Origin of the sequence: Olsenella sp. DNF00959 (assembly GCF_001553055.1) — a bacterium.
Lineage (GTDB): Bacteria > Actinomycetota > Coriobacteriia > Coriobacteriales > Atopobiaceae > Olsenella_I > Olsenella_I phocaeensis.
The window spans coordinates 114250-129891 of the sequence record NZ_KQ960133.1 but is presented as its reverse complement, the minus strand read 5'-3'; the positions used below and the strand labels follow the sequence as shown (position 1 = coordinate 129891).

Here is a 15642-nt window from a genome sequence, read left to right as displayed (position 1 = left end):
GGACTTGTTTCACGTGAAACAAGTCCCCTATCATTCAGTTCTTTTGTTTCACGTGAAACGTTCCTCTCATTACAACGGCTTATTCTTAGCCATACCAATATGTCTTGGCAGGTTCAACTTTGCCTTCCCAATTTTTTCAAACGTAAAAATCTCCCTATGACCCTGATCGAGGGGTAGTTCGCATGTTTCACGTGAAACAAGCTTCATTCCGCAAAGTGGTGCGACATGAAGTGCATGATTGACTTCATCTGACTCAATTCGTCCCTTTGAAGATATGAGAAGGCCACCTACCTTCAGTAGGGGAGAAGAGTACTCAATCAAAACGGAGAGCTGGGCAAGCGCCCGGGCTGAGACCAGACTCGCAGCAGCTGGAATCTCCTTAGCAAGCTCTTCAGCACGAAGTGAACTCGTATGCACGCGATCTGACAACCCAAGCTCAAGAAGGAACTCATCGACCGCCTTCGACTTCTTGGTGACCGAGTCCACAAGGATGCTGCGGCAGGGGAGCATGATGGAAAGAGGGATGCCAGGATAGCCTCCACCTGTACCCAAATCAACGTAGAGGTCATTCTCAGCAATATCATGTGAATCAAGAGGCAGGAGAAATAGAAGCGAGTCCAGGATATGACGTAACAGTCCGTCCTTGGTGCTAACGATTCTCGTGAGGTTGATTTGTTTGTTCTTCTCCTGCAGCAGATGCAAGTGCTGCAACAATAGACTTGCCTGTTGCTCGTTGAGCTGAATGCCATAGGAAAGGGCAAGGGAGATGAGGTCTTGGGTCGGATCCGCAATGGGACTCATGTAGTTTGGCCTTTCTGACAAAAGTTTCTCAGACAAGAACTTTGGTCAAAACAATGGGGGAGAGGCTTCAACCTCTCCCCCAAATTATCCGACATGGACAGCTTTAAGCAATCAGCGCACGAAGGTGATGACAACCCTTCGATCGGGGTCTTCGCCCTCAGAATGAGTGCTGACATCGACGTCATCGACAAGGGCGAGGTGAACGAGACGCCGTTCATAGGCATTCATGGGAGCAAGGCTCACCTGTCCGTGCTGGCGCTTGGCACGTGCTGCAGCGGAACGGGCGAGGGACATTATCTTCTCTCGACGGCGAGTCTTGTATCCCTCGATGTCGACTACTACCGGGTAGTGGAACTTAAGTTCATTACTCATAAAAGAAGAAATCACCATCTGAAGCGCATCAAGGGTGCGGCCGTGACGACCAATAAGAACCGCAAGGTCACCACCGCTCACGTCAAGAATGAGCTCCCCCTCGTCGCCGTCGTACTCGTCAATGACGGGCGAGGTCTCGCCAAAGAAGGCGAGCAGGCTCTTGAGGTAGCCGACGGCGGTGTCTGCGATGAGGTCCACATCCGCATCCTCTAGCTCGACACCAGACTCAAAGCGCTCCCTCACGGCAGAGAAGCGGTCATTCGCGACTTCGACATCCGCGGAATCGGAAGGCCTGGGCTCAAGGGTGAGCTTCTCCTCTTCCTCCATGTCAAACCTCCATCTTCCTAGGGCAGAAAAAGTAATCAAAGAGACAAGGGAGGCTAGCCCTTCTTGTGGGGACGGGGCTTGCGCTCCTTGCGGACTACGTCGACCTGGACGGGCTGGTTGGCCATCTTGGCCTCGGTCTCGGCCTTCACGCGGTCCATGACGCGCTGGGTGACGACCTTCTGCTGGACTACCTGCCAGATTGCGGACGTGTCGTAGTAGAGCAGTACCGCACCGGGCACGGACCAGCCAAACCAGAGCATCATGATGGCCATCATGACCCCCATGATCAGGGTCTGCTGGCGCTGGTCCTCACCGGTGTTCTTGAGGTTCATGACCAGGGGAACGAAGGTCAGGATGCCGAAGGCGATGTCGAGGATGATGTAGATGAGCGCCCCTGCCAGACCCCCTGCCGCAAGGGCGCCGGAGGCGGACTGGGAGAGCGAGGGCATGATGTTGAGGAAGTGCGCCTCGGCGGGCACGTTGCGGGCGACGGTGAAGAGCGCAAAGAAGACCGGCATCTGAATCAGCACCGGAAGGCAGCCACCAAGGGGATTGAACTTGTTCTCGGAGTAGAAGCGCTGCATCTCCTGGGCCTGGCGTTCGGGATCGTTCGCATAACGGTCCTGAATCTCCTTCATCTTGGGCTGAAGGGCCTGCATGCGCGCGCTCGAGGCAGTTGAGCGGGTCATGAGGGGCATGACGATGAGGCGCATGATGAAGGTGAGGATGATGACGGCCACGCCCCAGTCGCCCGTGAGACGGGCGAGGCTGGCAAGGACGTTCGTCAGAAAGCTAATAAACCAATCCCACATGGTTCCTCCGGGCTAGTGACTAGGGAACGGGATCGAACCCGCCCTTGTGAAAGGGATGACAACGCAGGATGCGACGGACGGCAAGGAGGCCGCCCCGTGCCGCGCCATAGCGCTCGATCGCCTGGATGGCGTATTCCGAGCAGGTGGGGGAGTAGATGCAATGGGGGGAGAAGAGGGGAGAGACGTAGTGCCGGTAGCCCCTCACGATGGCGAGGAGCATGTCCGCGACGAGACCCCTCGCCCCTGTGCGCACGGCAGGCATCCTAGTCACCAATGCGGGCGAGAAGCGAGGCAATGGCCTCTCCCACCTCCACCGAGCTGCTCTGGTGGGTGCGGCCCGTGGCAAAGAGAATGACGTCGTAACCAGCCAAGGGGAGACCACCTCTGCGGGCACCCTCCCTCAAGACCCTCTTGCATCTGTTCCTATAGACCGCACAGCCCAAGCGCTTAGGTGCAACGAAGGCGACTCTTCCCAAGCCGCCTTCGCCATCTTCGAGCACTGTCATGCGAACGAGTCTATGGTTGACCCGCTTCCCGCCAGAGAAGACCCTCTCAAAATCCCTCTTGGATTTGATGGTCTTCATCGGAATCCTAGACGGTGAGCTGCTTGCGGCCCTTGGCGCGACGGCGAGAGAGAACCGCGCGGCCGCCCTTGGTGGCCATACGAGCGCGGAAGCCGTGGGTCTTGGCGCGCTTCCTCTTGTTGGGCTGATACGTGCGCTTCATGTCTGAATCCTCCTGGGAGCATATAAACGAACCTATAGCGTCAAGCTATAAGATTGTAGGGGTCCGCCCCAACAAAAGTCAATTTTGGCTCTATGGGGCGAACAATTTACCCATTTTACGCTTTTACGACCAAGTAATTTGATGGGCATGCGTCTCGTTCGACGCACAAGTCACCAGGAGACGTATGAAATCATTCAGACAACAGTGAAAATTGCCGAATAGTTCACCTCTAGCTGCTATTATTTTTCAGCACATGATTTTACTAATACGCAGTTATCTACAACATTTCATCTCCTGTTGAAAACTTTCATTTGTTGAAATTCATTCGTGAATGTTTTCATCCTTGGATGAATGAATGTCGAAAAGCGAGGAAGCGCGCATGTCTCACCCGTTCTATCCCTTCGTGCAGAACGAGGGAAGCGAACAGGACGACCAAAGAGGGGGAGCGGACGAGCTCGTCGTGAGGTTCCCGGCGCGAATCGCCGTATACGACGACGCGGCGGCCGCGCCGAGGGTCGTGGTGGTGGAGCCCTCTGACGTGCGCACCTACCTCGAGGAGATAACCGCCACCGTGGCACGACTCTGCAAGGAGCAGGGTGGCAGCATCCCCTTCATGGTCATACGCGAGGTCGTCGAGAACTACGTGCACGCCTACTTCGCGCAGCCCACGGTGTCGATACTCGACGGGGGAGAGACGATTCGCTTCTCTGACCAGGGGCCGGGCATAGCCGAGAAGGGGCGTGCCCTGGAATACGGCACCAGCTCTGCCACGGAGGAGATGAAGCGGTACATAAGGGGGGTTGGGTCGGGCCTGCCCTACGCCCAGCAGTACATGGAGGACCGAGGCGGCTACCTGAGCATCGAGGACAACATCAAGGGCGGCACCGTGGTCACCATCTCCATGCTCGAGCGCGGGGAGGATCAAGAGATGGGTCAGGGGATGCCGCTCCAACCGTTGTCTCCCGTCGCTACCCAGGCACAGCCCCCCATGGCATTCGCATACCCCTATGCCTACCAACCAGCACAACAACAGGCGGGCTACATGCCCGTACCGGGGTACGTCCAACCAGCATGGCAGTCGATGCCGCAGCCCATGGCTCCCACGGCACAGACGGGAATTGCGACACAGGGAACGCCGGTCGTCCCTCCCCAGGGCGGAGGCACGCTGGTAGGAGGGCTCAACATCTCCCAAAGGGGCCGCGTCATCCTCCAGTACCTGCAGGTCCACGAACTGGTGGGGCCCACCGAACTCAAGAACAGCTTTGGCAGCTCGCAACCCACCTGGACGAGGGAGCTCAAGGCGCTTGAGGAGGCGGGCCTCGTGTCAAAGAGGGCCGGCGGACAGAAGAGGGGCCTCACGGAGGCGGGAAGGGCGATAGCGGCGGGCATATAGGACCGAGGCAGACGTCTTCGGGAGTTTTCATCATATAATGGGATGCACTTTTCAACATTCATCCCCGAAGACAAGTGGTGAGGCATGGATCCCGTACAAGAGTCGGACGCGAAGATACTCTGGCACGACGTGCTGGGGCTCCTGGCGTCCAAGAGCGTGGCACCAGCGACGCTCGCCATGCTCAGGAGCTGTGACGCGACCGCCTTTGACGGAAGCGAGCTTCACATCGCGACGAGCATGGGATTCGCCCAGAGGAAGATCGTCCAGCAGACCCCGCTCATTGAGGAATGCCTCGAGCAGGCGGCATTCCAGCACGTGAGCCTGGTGGTCGAACTCCTGCAGGAGAGCGCGCCCGCCGCCATCCAAACGAACGCGACCGTGACTCCCGACGAGCTGAGCGGACTTGCCGGCTCTTCGGGGGAGCCCGTCGCCGCGCAGGGACAGGACGAAGGCTGGCAGAAGGCCCAGAGGCCGCAAGGGCGGCGGAGGAACAACAGCTTCCAGAACGACACCAGCGTCCTCGACTCCAAGCTCACCTTCGACCGCTTCGTCGCCGGCGAGGAGAACATGCTCGCCTACGAGGCCGCAAAGCAGGTCGCGAACGGCGAGAACAAGAGCTACAACCCGCTCTTCGTCTACGGGAAGAGCGGCCTAGGAAAGACTCACCTCCTGAGGGCGATACAGAACTACATAGTGAGGAACGACCCCTCTCGCCTCTGCGTCTACCGCACTGCAGGCGAGTTCATAGAGGAGTACCGCATAGGCTGGAACGACGACAAGCTCGACGCGCGAAGCGCACTCACCGAGCGCTATCAGGGCGTTGACGTGCTCATCATCGACGACGTCCAGAACATGATGACCGCTGCGGGCACCATCAAGTTCTTCTTCGAGACCTTCAACGCGCTCATGGACCGCGGCAAGCAGATAGTCTGCGCCGCGGACCGCTCGCCCTCCCAGCTTGGCATGGGCGACAGCAAGTTCGACGAGCGCGAGACGAGCCGCATGGACTCCGGCGTCACCGTAAGCGTCCAGGTGCCCGACTACGAGCTCAAGCTCAGCCTCATCAACACCTTCTACGAGCGCATGCGGCAGGACGCCGCCGTCGAGCACGTGCCGGACCTCGGAGGGAACATCCCCGAGGACATGCGCAAGTACATGGCCGAGCGCGCGGGGACCAACATCCGAATCATCGAGGGCTTCGTCCACACCTGTCTTCTCTATGCCTTCCGCAAGGAGAGGAAGGGGGAGGCGCTCACGCGAGAGGACATCGCGCGCCTCGCGGCGGCAAAGTGGCCCACGGGCCAGAGGGTCGTCACCGTCGAGCAGATCCAGAAGGCCGTGGAGAGCTACTACGACGTGGCCCACAGCGACCTCATAGGCTCGAAGCGCAACAAGGAGCTCATGGAGCCACGACACGTGGCCATCTGGATGACCAGGGAGCTGACGGACAACACCCTCGCCGACATAGGGAAGCGCTTCGGCGGGCGCAGCCATGCGACGGTCAAGCACAGCATCGCGTGGGTCGACCGCACGAAGAAGGAGGACCGCCTCTTCCTAGACCGCATCCAGACCCTCCACGACGGCATCTGCGACGGAGGGTAGTGGAAAAGTGGAAGAAAGGTCGTCGGTTTCATGTGGATAAGCCCCAAAAGCTGTAGAAGGAGTTTTCCACACGTCGGCCGATTGTTTGGATTGTTGAGTGGCAGCCTCTGGCAGAACATTTGAGACGATAGGCTCTACCAGCAGGTTTAAGAAGTATTGAACATTTCGACAGGCTCTATTATTACTACTGTCTCTTAATAAGAAAAAAAGTACTAATAGCCATAGAAGGGTCGCTCATGAAATTCTCGGTGAGTCAGTCGGCACTGGCAGGTGCTCTCGCGGTCGTCTCTAAGGGCATGGCCTCCAACTCGACGCTCCCCATCCTCTCGGGCGTCTACATCAAGGCCGAGGAGGGCGTGCTCGAGTTCCAGACCACCAACCTCACCATCTCCATCCGCCACAAGATACAGGCGAACGTGGAGGAGGCCGGCGCCACGGTGCTCTCGGGAAAGATCCTCTCCAACATCGTGAAGACCCTCCCCGACAGCGCCGTGAGCTTCGAGGGCGCCGGACACACCGTGCTCATCTCATGCGAGAAGAGCAAGTTCCGCCTCAACACCCTCGAGGCGGGCGACTTCCCCGAGTTCCCCGACCTCTCCCCTGACCGATCCATCGAGCTCCCGAGCGGTCTCCTCTCCCAGATGGTCGACAAGGTCTACAAGGTGACCTCGAAGGACAGCTCGCGGCCCATCCTCTCGGGCATCCTCCTCTCGGTCGAGGAGAACACCATCAGGCTGGTGGCGACGGACTCCTACCGCCTCGCGGTGTGCGACTCCAACACCGAGACCTCTTCAGTCGACGAGGCCTTCGTGGCCATAGTCCCGGGCAACACCTTCCACGACGTCCTGATCCTGCCCTCGATGACCGAGGAGGTCATGGTGGGCATCACCGACAGCCAGGTGGTCTTCTCGTTTGGCAACACGACCTACGTCTCGCGCAAGATAGACGGGACCTTCCCGAACTACCGCCAGCTCCTGCCCCCCAGCTGCACGACCTCCGTGAGGATTGACGTCCCCCAGTTCGCGGCCGCCCTCAAGCGCGTGTCCGTCATCGCCCTGGCAAACCCTTCCGTGCGCTTTGACATAGACGCCGACGGCAAGGTCTTGAAGCTCAGCGCCTCCTCCCCCGACCAGGGGGAGTCCACCGAGCTCCTTCCCGTCGAGGTCGAGGGAGAGGGCATGGCAATCGCCCTCAACTACCACTACGTCTTCGACTGCGTCAACGCCGCCACGGGGCAGGACAGCATCACGCTCGAGCTCCAAAGCGCCATGCAGCCGGGCATCTTCAAGTCCTACTCGAAAATCAACTACCTGTATCTCCTCATGCCCGTGAGGATGTAGCTGGTGGGACTCCTGGCCCGCAGCCTCAGCCTCACGGACTGGAGGAACTTCCCCGAGCAGGACCTGGGCCTCGGCCAGGGCCTCACGGTGCTCGTGGGACGCAACGCCATGGGCAAGACCAACACCGTCGAGGCACTGCAACTGTTGACCGCAGGCTACTCCTTCCGGCGTCCCAGGCCGGGACAGCTGGTCCGCGAAGGTGCCAGCAAGGGCCGGGCGCGCCTGCGCCTCGAGGGGGACGGCCGCGTCGTCGACCTCGAGTGCACGGCGACCTCGGATCCGCCGCGGCGCCATTGGAGGCGCAACGGGAAGGCCTGCGCCCCGCAGGACCTGCCCCGGACCCTCATGTCGGTGCTCTTCTGCCCGGACGACCTCTCGCTCGTGAAGAGGGGGGCCTCGTATCGCAGAGACGAGATAGACGACTTCGGACGGCAGGCCGCACCTGGCTACTCCCGTCTCCTGCAGGCCTACGGCCGTGCGGTCGACCAGCGAAACCGGCTCCTCAAGGAACCCTATCCAGACCTCTCGCTCCTCGACGCCTGGGACAGCTCGCTGGCGCTCGGCGGCTCGGCCCTCCTCGTCGCCCGCGAGAGGCTGTTCGAGAGGCTCCGCCCGCGCGTCGTCGAGGTGTACGGACAGATAGCGGCCGGCGAGCGCCTGTCCTGCTCCTACGAGTCCTCGTTGGGCATAGACCTCGCCGGACTCTCCCGCGAGGAGGTGTGCGACGCCTTTCTCGCCCGTCTGTCAAAGATCAGGGGAGACGAGCTCAGGCGCCAGCAGACGCTCGTGGGGCCCCAGAGGGACGACCTAGCCTTCAGGGTGGAGGGCCGCGACGCGCGGAGCTTTGCCTCGCAGGGGCAGCAGCGCACGATCGTCCTCGCCTGGAAGATGGCGGAGGTCGATCTTGCCCGCGAGGTCGTGGGACAGCTTCCCCTGCTCCTCCTGGACGACGTCATGAGCGAGCTCGACGCCGACCGCAGGGGCGCCATGACGCGCTTCGTCGAGGAGGGGATGCAGACCGTGGTCACCACGACGAACCTGGGCTACTTTCCCGAGGAGCTGCTGGCGGACGCGGAGGTGGTCCACATTGGCGAATAGGGGGGAGGGGGGCCCGGAGAGCCTGGGAAGCTTTTTGGGGAGCTTCCTCTCGGGCGGCTTCGGAGGCCGACTGAGCGCTAACCAGAGGGCTGCGGCCGTCTGGTATCGAGCCAATGGCGACACGGAGCGCTGCCACACGACAGGAGTCTTCCTCCGTAAGGCGCGCACCCCGGCGCTCCCGCCCGTCCTTGGGGTCTACGTTGATTCCTCGAGCCGTCTCACCGACTTCAGCGCGAGCAGGGACGTCTATCTTGCGCGCCTCGCCAACGCCGGGCTCGAGCTGTCGGGCATAGAGTTTCGCCTGACCCGCCGTCCGCGCACCGAGACGGCCCCGCATGAAGCGCGGCCAAGCGGCAAGAGGCGCCCGATGGACCTCCCGCCGTTGGGTGAGGCGGAGAGAGGCAGGGTCGAGCGGCTCACCTCAGACCTCCCCGACGGGCTTCGGCAGAACGCCTCACGGGCCATGGAACTCTCCCTTAGGCGTGATACGCTCAAGGCAAGAGAATCTGGCGCCGACGCCAAAAAATAGGTTCATAAGCCGTCAGAGACGGTTTCATGGATATTCTGACCGGTGTTTTTTCATTGGTACCAATACAATTCCTCCACTTTGAGAGGATATGTGGCCTAGAATCGCAAGGTCCCATGCACCATGGACCAACCACGCTGAGTGAGAGAGGAACCACGTGGCCAAGAACGAGAATAACTACGGCGGAAACGAGATCAAGGTCCTCGAGGGCCTCGACCCCGTCCGCAAGCGCCCTGGAATGTACATCGGCACGACGAGCTCCGCGGGTCTCCACCACCTCGTGTGGGAGATCGTCGACAACTCGGTCGACGAGGCCATGGCAGGCTACTGCAGCAGGATCAAGGTGACCGTCCACGCCGACGGGTCGGTGACGGTCGAGGACAACGGCCGCGGCATCCCCGTCGAGAAGCACCCGCAGAAGAAGATTCCCACCCTCGAGGTGGTGCTCACCATCCTCCACGCAGGCGGAAAGTTCGACAACTCCGCCTACAAGGTGTCCGGCGGGCTCCACGGCGTGGGCATCTCCGTCGTCAATGCCCTCTCGAAGCGGCTCGTGGCCCAGGTGAAGCGCGACGGCGGCATCTGGGAGATGGAGTTCTCGCGCGGCAAGGTAACCAGCAAGATGAAGCGGGTCGGCAGCTCCAAGGCGACCGGCACCACCATCACCTTCTGGCCCGACGAGGAAATCTTCGAGACGACAGTCTTCGACTACGAGGTGCTGCGCAACCGCCTGCAGGAGACGGCCTTCCTCAACAAGAACCTCAAGATTGCCCTCGTCGACGAGCGCGAGCTCACGCCCCGCACGGACGAGTTCTGCTACTCCGGCGGCATCGTGGACTTCGTCAAGTTCCTCAACGAGGGCAAGACGATCCTGCCCGGCTGCTCCAAGCCCATCTACATCGAGGGCAGCTCCGAGGAGGGCGCGCCCGTCGACAAGCGCGGCGAGGTAGAGGTCTCCATGCAGTGGAACGCGGGCTACTCGGAGACCGTGATGACCTTTGCCAACGACATCTACACCGACGAGGGGGGCATGCACCTCGAGGGCTTCCGCACGGCGCTCACCAAGACGATGAACGACTACGCCCGCAGCCACAACCTCCTCAAGGAGAAGGACAGCAACCTCACGGGCGACGACATCCGCGAGGGCCTCACGGCGGTCATATCGGTCAAGCTCCCCGACCCGCAGTTCGAGGGCCAGACCAAGGCCAAGCTGGGCAGTTCGTACATGCGCGGCCTGACCAACAAGATCGTCTCGCAGGGTCTCTCCGAGTATCTCGAGGAGCACCCCAACCAGGCCAAGGAGATGTTCAAGAAGGCGTCCCAGGCGGCCAAGGGCCGCCTCGCGGCGCAGAAGGCCCGCCAGGCGACGCGGCGCAAGGGCCTGCTCGAGAGCGCTGCGCTTCCTGGCAAGCTCGCGGACTGCTCCGTGCGCGACGCCTCGATGACTGAGCTCTTCATCGTGGAGGGCGACTCCGCAGGCGGGTCGGCCAAGGATGGTCGCCGCCGCGACATCCAGGCCATCCTTCCCCTGCGCGGCAAGATCCTCAACGTGGAGCGCGTGGGCGACCACAGGGCCTTCTCGTCCGAGACCATCCAGGCGCTGATCACCGCCATCGGGACGGGAGTCACGACCTCCATGGGAGACGGCGGGGACTTCGACATATCCAAGGCCCGCTACCACAAGATCATCATCATGACGGATGCCGACGTCGACGGCGCGCACATCCGCATCCTGCTCATGACCTTCTTCTACAAGTACATGCGACCCCTCATCGACGCAGGCTACGTCTACAGCGCCTGCCCCCCGATCTTCGGCGTGAAGGTGGGCAAGAGGATCCACTACGTCTATCCCGACGGCCGCACCGCCGAGGAGACCCTCCTCGCCCAGGCGATCGAGGAGTACGTCCCGCGCGACGGAGAGGGCAAGCAGCGCAAGTACAGCGTCCAGCGCTACAAGGGCCTGGGCGAGATGGATCCCCAGCAGCTCGCGGACACCACCATGGACCCCAAGAGCCGCATTCTGCAGCGCATCACCATCGAGGACGCGGCCAAGGCGGAACTGGCTGTGTCCAGGTTGATGGGCTCGCAGGTCGAGTACCGCAAGGACTACATCGAGCGCCACGCCAAGGATGCGCGCTTCCTCGACATCTAAGCGAAGGGACAGCAAGTGGCAGAAGACAACGACACCCCCCGGGAGGGCCAGGACGGCATGCTGCCGGACGACCTCCGAGAGCTGCTGAGTCGCGCGGAGCGCGACGAGTCCGACGTTCCCGTCTATGACCCCGACGCCGAGGACGAGGCGGGCATGGACGACGGCGCCGAGGACGACGCGGACGAGGAGTTCGAGCTCGCTGCGGACAACCGTCCCGACGGCGATTCCGTGGACATCCATGGCGGCAGACTCCAGATGCACGAGTTCGGACACGAGATGGAGCAGTCCTTCATTGAGTACTCCATGTCGGTCATCACGGCCCGCGCCCTCCCTGACGTCAGGGACGGCCTGAAGCCCGTCCACCGGCGCATCCTCTACGCCATGAACGAGGCAGGCATCTTCCCCAACAAGCCCCACAAGAAGTCGGCCTGGACCGTCGGCGAAGTCATCGGCAAGTACCACCCGCACGGCGACTCCGCCGTCTACGACGCCATGGTCCGCCTCGCCCAGTGGTTCTCCATGCGCGTCACCCTCGTCGACGGACACGGGAACTTCGGCAACATCGACGGAGACTCCGCGGCCGCCATGCGATACACCGAGTCCCGCCTGGCCCGCCCCGCCATGGAGCTGCTGCGCGACCTCAACAAAGACACCGTCGATTGGAACCCCAACTACGACGAGTCCCTGCAGGAGCCAAGTGTGCTTCCCGCCCGTTTCCCCAACCTGCTGGTCAATGGCTCGCAGGGCATCGCGGTCGGCATGGCGACCAACATCCCGCCCCATAACCTGGGCGAGGCCATCGACGCGACCTGCCTGCTCATCGACAATCCCGACGCCACGACGGACGACCTCATGAGGGTCATGCCGGGTCCCGACTTCCCCACCGGCGCGGTGATTATGGGGTCCGAGGGCATCAGGCAGGCGTACGAGACGGGCAGGGGCATCCTCACCGTTCGCGCCAAGGCCCACGTAGAGTCCACCAAGGGTGGCCGCAACAAGCTGGTGTTCACCGAGTTCCCCTACGGCGTCAACAAGGGCACGCTCCAGGAGAAGATCGCCCAGCTGGTGAACGACAAGCGCATCGAGGGCATCTCCGACATGCGCGACGAGTCCAACCGCAAGGGCCTGCGCCTCGTCATCGAGCTCAAGCAGGGCGTCATCCCCGAGGTCGTTCTCAACAACCTCTACAAGTACTCCTCGCTCCAGACCTCCTTCGGCATCATCGACCTCGCCCTCGTCAACGGCGTGCCCAAGCTCCTCTCGCTCAAGGAGATGCTCCAGTGCTATATCGACCACCAGGTGGAGGTGGTCACGAGGAGGACCCGCTTCGACCTGGCCAAGGCGCAGGCCCGCGCCCACATCCTCGAGGGCCTGCTCGTCGCGCTCGACAACATCGACGAGGTCATCAGCATCATCCGCTCCAGCCGCACCGACACCGAGGCCTCAGAGCGCATGATCGCGCGCTTCGGCTTCACCAAGGAGCAGACGACCGCCATCCTCGAGATGCGCCTGCGGCGCCTCACCGGCCTCGAGCGCGACAAGATCCAGGAGGAGCTGGACGGCCTGCACCGGGCGATCGCCTACTACGAGGAGCTCCTGGCGGACGAGCGGAAGATCCTTGGCGTCATCAAGACCGAGATGGGCGAGATCCGCGAGAAGTACGCCGACAAGAGGCGCACCACCATCTCTGACGCACCCGTCGCCCTCGACGTCGAGGACCTCATTGCTGAGGAGGACATGGTCGTCACGGTGACCCACTCCGGCTACGTCAAGCGCCTCCCCGTCTCGACCTATCGCTCCCAGAAGAGGGGCGGCAAGGGCATCCAGGGTCTCTCGCTCAAGGACAACGACTTCGTCGAGGACCTCTTCGTGGCATCTACCCACGACTACGTGCTCTTCTTCACCAACAAGGGCAAGGTCTACCGCGTCAAGGTCCACGAGCTGCCCATCGGCTCGCGTCACGCGCGCGGCTCGGCGCTGATAAACGTGATACCGCTTGCCGAGGGCGAAAGGGCCGCCGCCGTCATCACGACGCGCGAGTTCCCCGAGGACGAGTACCTGCTCTTCGCCACCTCCAAGGGCATGGTCAAGAAGACGGCCATGAGCGACTACGACAAGAGTCGTCGCGACGGTATCATCGCCATCAACCTTAAGAAGGACGATGAGCTGGTCAACGTGCGCCGCGTGAAGCAGGGAGAGAACGTCATCCTCTGCACCGACGCCGGCAAGGCAATTCGCTTCGACGAGGGGGAGGTCCGTCCGACTGGCCGCGACACCTCGGGCGTGAGGGGCATCACCCTGAGGGATGACGCCCGCATGCTGGGCATGGAGATTTCCAATGGCAAGGGCGACCTGCTCGTGGTGACCGAGAAGGGCTACGGCAAGCGCACGCCCGTATCCGAGTACCCCGAGCACAAGCGCGGCGGGCAGGGCGTCTTCACCATCGCCATGACCTCCAAGAAGGGCAACCTCGTGGCCTGCCGCGTGGTCGGCCCGCAGCACGAGCTCATGATGGTGTCCGAGGAAGGCGTGGTCATTCGCGTGAAGACCTCTGACATCAGCCTGCTGGGCCGGTCGACCCAGGGCGTGAAGATAATGAACATCGGCGAGTCCGACCGCGTGAGCGCCGTGGCACGCATGATCGCCCGCAAGAAGAAGGCGCCCAAGGCCAACGTCAACCAGGGCATGCTTGACCTTGGCGCCGCAGGGGCCCGGGACGCCGACGACGAGGATCCCATCGACATCGGCGGCGAGGAGGAGCTCGACGAGTCCTTGATCGAGGACGATGACGAGTAGGCCCTCCGACATGAGGTAAATGGGGACCCCGGGCAAATGCCCCGGGGTCCCTCCCTATTCGAGCCAAGTTCCTGGCGCGACGCTCCGAGTCCGGAGGCCGTTGGGCCTACTAGTCGAAGTCCTCAGGCGAGATGGACTCGACGAAGTCGTGGAAGCGCTCCATCTCCTGCTCTTCCTCCTCTCGCCTGACTCCCTGGAAGTCGGGCAGCGCCGCAGCCTCGAGCACGTGCTCGTCCGCGAAGAGTGGCACGTCCATCCGCACCGCGAGCGCGATGGCGTCCGAGGGGCGGGCATCCACCTCGACATGGCTGCCGTTGGGGGCGGTGAGGAGCAGGTTGGCGTAGAAGGTGGTGCCATGGACGTCCACGATCTCTACCGCGTCGAGCGTGGCTCCAAGCTCGCGGATGGTGCGCGCCATTACGTCGTGGGTGAGGGGGCGCCCCTGGTGCTCGTCACCGATGCCCATGCTTATGGCGGTCGCCTCTATGGGACCGACCTGTATGGGAAGTTGTATGGGCTCCTCGTCCCTGCCCGCGGTCCTGGTCTTGAGGACTATGAGCGAGGTGACGGGCCCGCCGCCCACCACGATCGTCTGTATGTCCATTCTCTTCACGTCGCCGCACTTCCTCGTACCTGTTTGTGTAGCTATGGTACCCAGACGCCGGCGCGTCTCCCCAAATGTGAGGGAAATCGCAAAGACCAAACTTTTTTGTTGACCGGCCATCGGGCAGCAGGTATTATCTCTTCTTGCGTTGGGCCCGTAGCTCAGTTGGTCAGAGCGTCCGGCTGATAACCGGGAGGTCACAAGTTCGAACCTTGTCGGGCCCACCATTTCTTGAAAATAAACGCCCCAGCGCAGCCGAGTCGCCGCTGGGGCGTTTATTACTCTAGATGGGGCAGGCCGCCGCGCAACACGGGGACGTAGCTCAGCTGGGAGAGCGCGGGCTTTGCAAGCCTGAGGTCGTGGGTTCGAACCCCATCGTCTCCACCATGCAACTCCGGCCAGGGACTCGTCCCTGGCTTTTTTATTCTCGGAACAATGCCTGGTCCCTGCCCCCTTGGCAGGACAGCTCGGGCTTGCGCTACCATCGACGGGACACTGACGCGAACGGAAGGACCTTCTCCATGGCAGCAGACGAGTGCAGGCGCGACGGGGTTTCGTCGGAGCTCGACGTGCTCTCGAGCACCCTCATGGGCGACGCCTTCGACATGTTGGCGTCCGGTGACGAGGTCAACGTGCTGCTCGTGGTCCAGGACGAGGACGGCAACGCGGGCTCGTACGAGTTCTCTGACGACGGAATCGAGCAGTGCATCGAGGCGGCACGAAGCAAGGTCCTCGAGCTTCGTCATGCCATGGGTGACGAGGAGGCAGGGCTCGGCCTTCCCGTGCGCTATGCGCTCGCCTACGAGGGTGCTGTGGGGGACGACGATGGCTCCTACCAGGATGCCCTCATGCTCGAGTTTGGCGAGAGGGGATACAAGAGTTATTCCGCGTTCTCCTACTTCGAGTGCAGGGGAGAGGGCGACGGCTTCCGTTGGACGGAGCCGGCACCCGCCGGCGAGCTCGAGCCGCTGATCTAGCGTTCCCTCGCCCTCTTGTGCGTCCCAAGCGGCAGTTTGCGTGGAGTGCAAGCGCTTTTCGGCCAGTGCGCACAACGTATGGCGCTCGTGCAGTAAAGTCTCTCGCATCTATGCAA

At 61.9% G+C, this 15642-nt stretch carries 14 protein-coding genes and 2 tRNA genes; 9 read left to right on the top strand and 7 right to left on the bottom strand.

Annotation, left to right across the window (positions count from 1 at the left end):
• Positions 1-69: 69 nt before the first annotated feature.
• The 6 genes from rsmG to rpmH all read right to left on the bottom strand — a co-directional run bounded on the left by rsmG (position 70) and on the right by rpmH (position 3038).
• A complete protein-coding gene (rsmG, locus tag HMPREF1868_RS07450; RefSeq protein ID WP_062531533.1) occupies positions 70-801 on the bottom strand; it encodes a 16S rRNA (guanine(527)-N(7))-methyltransferase RsmG in 732 nt (243 codons plus the stop codon).
• Positions 802-912: 111 nt separating this feature from the next.
• Positions 913-1500, bottom strand: a complete 588-nt coding sequence (locus HMPREF1868_RS07445) for a Jag family protein (protein ID WP_062531532.1) — start codon at positions 1498-1500, stop codon at positions 913-915.
• Positions 1501-1553: 53 nt separating this feature from the next.
• On the bottom strand, positions 1554-2312 hold the full coding sequence (locus HMPREF1868_RS07440; protein WP_009278284.1) for a YidC/Oxa1 family membrane protein insertase: 759 nt from the start codon (positions 2310-2312) through the stop codon (positions 1554-1556).
• 19 nt (positions 2313-2331) lie between these two features.
• On the bottom strand, positions 2332-2574 hold the full coding sequence (gene yidD / locus HMPREF1868_RS07435) for a membrane protein insertion efficiency factor YidD (protein ID WP_050796709.1): 243 nt from the start codon (positions 2572-2574) through the stop codon (positions 2332-2334).
• Between the two features lies 1 nt (position 2575).
• A complete protein-coding gene (gene rnpA / locus HMPREF1868_RS07430; protein WP_062531531.1) occupies positions 2576-2896 on the bottom strand; it encodes a ribonuclease P protein component in 321 nt (106 codons plus the stop codon).
• Between the two features lie 7 nt (positions 2897-2903).
• Positions 2904-3038 carry a 50S ribosomal protein L34 gene (rpmH, locus tag HMPREF1868_RS07425; protein WP_009278282.1) on the bottom strand — a complete coding sequence of 45 codons (135 nt, stop codon included), beginning with the start codon at positions 3036-3038 and terminating at the stop codon, positions 2904-2906.
• A 379-nt stretch (positions 3039-3417) separates the two neighbouring features.
• On the opposite strand from rpmH, the gene HMPREF1868_RS07420 reads away from it, so the two are divergent.
• The 6 genes from HMPREF1868_RS07420 to gyrA all read left to right on the top strand — a co-directional run bounded on the left by HMPREF1868_RS07420 (position 3418) and on the right by gyrA (position 13945).
• Positions 3418-4431: an ATP-binding protein gene (locus tag HMPREF1868_RS07420; protein ID WP_062531530.1), complete on the top strand. Its 1014-nt coding sequence runs from the start codon at positions 3418-3420 to the stop codon at positions 4429-4431.
• Between the two features lie 84 nt (positions 4432-4515).
• Positions 4516-6033 carry a DnaA/Hda family protein gene (locus HMPREF1868_RS07415; protein ID WP_062531529.1) on the top strand — a complete coding sequence of 506 codons (1518 nt, stop codon included), beginning with the start codon at positions 4516-4518 and terminating at the stop codon, positions 6031-6033.
• Between the two features lie 236 nt (positions 6034-6269).
• Positions 6270-7373, top strand: coding sequence for a DNA polymerase III subunit beta (gene dnaN / locus HMPREF1868_RS07410; protein WP_062531528.1), 1104 nt, complete (start codon positions 6270-6272; stop codon positions 7371-7373).
• A 3-nt stretch (positions 7374-7376) separates the two neighbouring features.
• The gene (locus HMPREF1868_RS07405) at positions 7377-8471 is read left to right on the top strand and encodes a DNA replication/repair protein RecF (protein ID WP_062531527.1); all 1095 of its coding nucleotides are present in this window, start codon (positions 7377-7379) and stop codon (positions 8469-8471) included.
• 683 nt (positions 8472-9154) lie between these two features.
• Positions 9155-11149 (top strand): DNA topoisomerase (ATP-hydrolyzing) subunit B, encoded by a 1995-nt coding sequence (gene gyrB / locus HMPREF1868_RS07395; protein WP_062531525.1) that lies wholly within the window; start codon positions 9155-9157, stop codon positions 11147-11149.
• A gap of 15 nt (positions 11150-11164) precedes the next feature.
• Positions 11165-13945 (top strand): DNA gyrase subunit A, encoded by a 2781-nt coding sequence (gene gyrA / locus HMPREF1868_RS07390; protein ID WP_197414974.1) that lies wholly within the window; start codon positions 11165-11167, stop codon positions 13943-13945.
• A gap of 109 nt (positions 13946-14054) precedes the next feature.
• Here the strand turns inward: gyrA and HMPREF1868_RS07385 are convergent, their stop codons facing one another.
• Positions 14055-14549, bottom strand: coding sequence for a bifunctional nuclease family protein (locus HMPREF1868_RS07385; protein WP_231782289.1), 495 nt, complete (start codon positions 14547-14549; stop codon positions 14055-14057).
• 150 nt (positions 14550-14699) lie between these two features.
• Between HMPREF1868_RS07385 and HMPREF1868_RS07380 the strand changes: the two genes are divergently transcribed.
• From HMPREF1868_RS07380 to HMPREF1868_RS07370, 3 genes are all read left to right on the top strand, one after another.
• Positions 14700-14776: transfer RNA gene (locus tag HMPREF1868_RS07380), tRNA-Ile, on the top strand.
• 84 nt (positions 14777-14860) lie between these two features.
• Positions 14861-14936 (top strand) — tRNA-Ala (locus HMPREF1868_RS07375).
• A gap of 134 nt (positions 14937-15070) precedes the next feature.
• Positions 15071-15526: a hypothetical protein gene (locus tag HMPREF1868_RS07370; RefSeq protein ID WP_062531523.1), complete on the top strand. Its 456-nt coding sequence runs from the start codon at positions 15071-15073 to the stop codon at positions 15524-15526.
• Positions 15527-15642: the final 116 nt, after the last annotated feature.

Coding starts and splice junctions, on each gene's coding strand:
- rsmG (WP_062531533.1), bottom strand. CDS start 801: ATGAGTCCCATTGCGGATCCGACCCAAGACCTCATCTCCCTTGCCCTT.
- HMPREF1868_RS07445 (WP_062531532.1), bottom strand. CDS start 1,500: ATGGAGGAAGAGGAGAAGCTCACCCTTGAGCCCAGGCCTTCCGATTCC.
- HMPREF1868_RS07440 (WP_009278284.1), bottom strand. CDS start 2,312: ATGTGGGATTGGTTTATTAGCTTTCTGACGAACGTCCTTGCCAGCCTC.
- yidD (WP_050796709.1), bottom strand. CDS start 2,574: ATGCCTGCCGTGCGCACAGGGGCGAGGGGTCTCGTCGCGGACATGCTC.
- rnpA (WP_062531531.1), bottom strand. CDS start 2,896: ATGAAGACCATCAAATCCAAGAGGGATTTTGAGAGGGTCTTCTCTGGC.
- rpmH (WP_009278282.1), bottom strand. CDS start 3,038: ATGAAGCGCACGTATCAGCCCAACAAGAGGAAGCGCGCCAAGACCCAC.
- HMPREF1868_RS07420 (WP_062531530.1), top strand. CDS start 3,418: ATGTCTCACCCGTTCTATCCCTTCGTGCAGAACGAGGGAAGCGAACAG.
- HMPREF1868_RS07415 (WP_062531529.1), top strand. CDS start 4,516: ATGGATCCCGTACAAGAGTCGGACGCGAAGATACTCTGGCACGACGTG.
- dnaN (WP_062531528.1), top strand. CDS start 6,270: ATGAAATTCTCGGTGAGTCAGTCGGCACTGGCAGGTGCTCTCGCGGTC.
- HMPREF1868_RS07385 (WP_231782289.1), bottom strand. CDS start 14,549: ATGGACATACAGACGATCGTGGTGGGCGGCGGGCCCGTCACCTCGCTC.
- HMPREF1868_RS07370 (WP_062531523.1), top strand. CDS start 15,071: ATGGCAGCAGACGAGTGCAGGCGCGACGGGGTTTCGTCGGAGCTCGAC.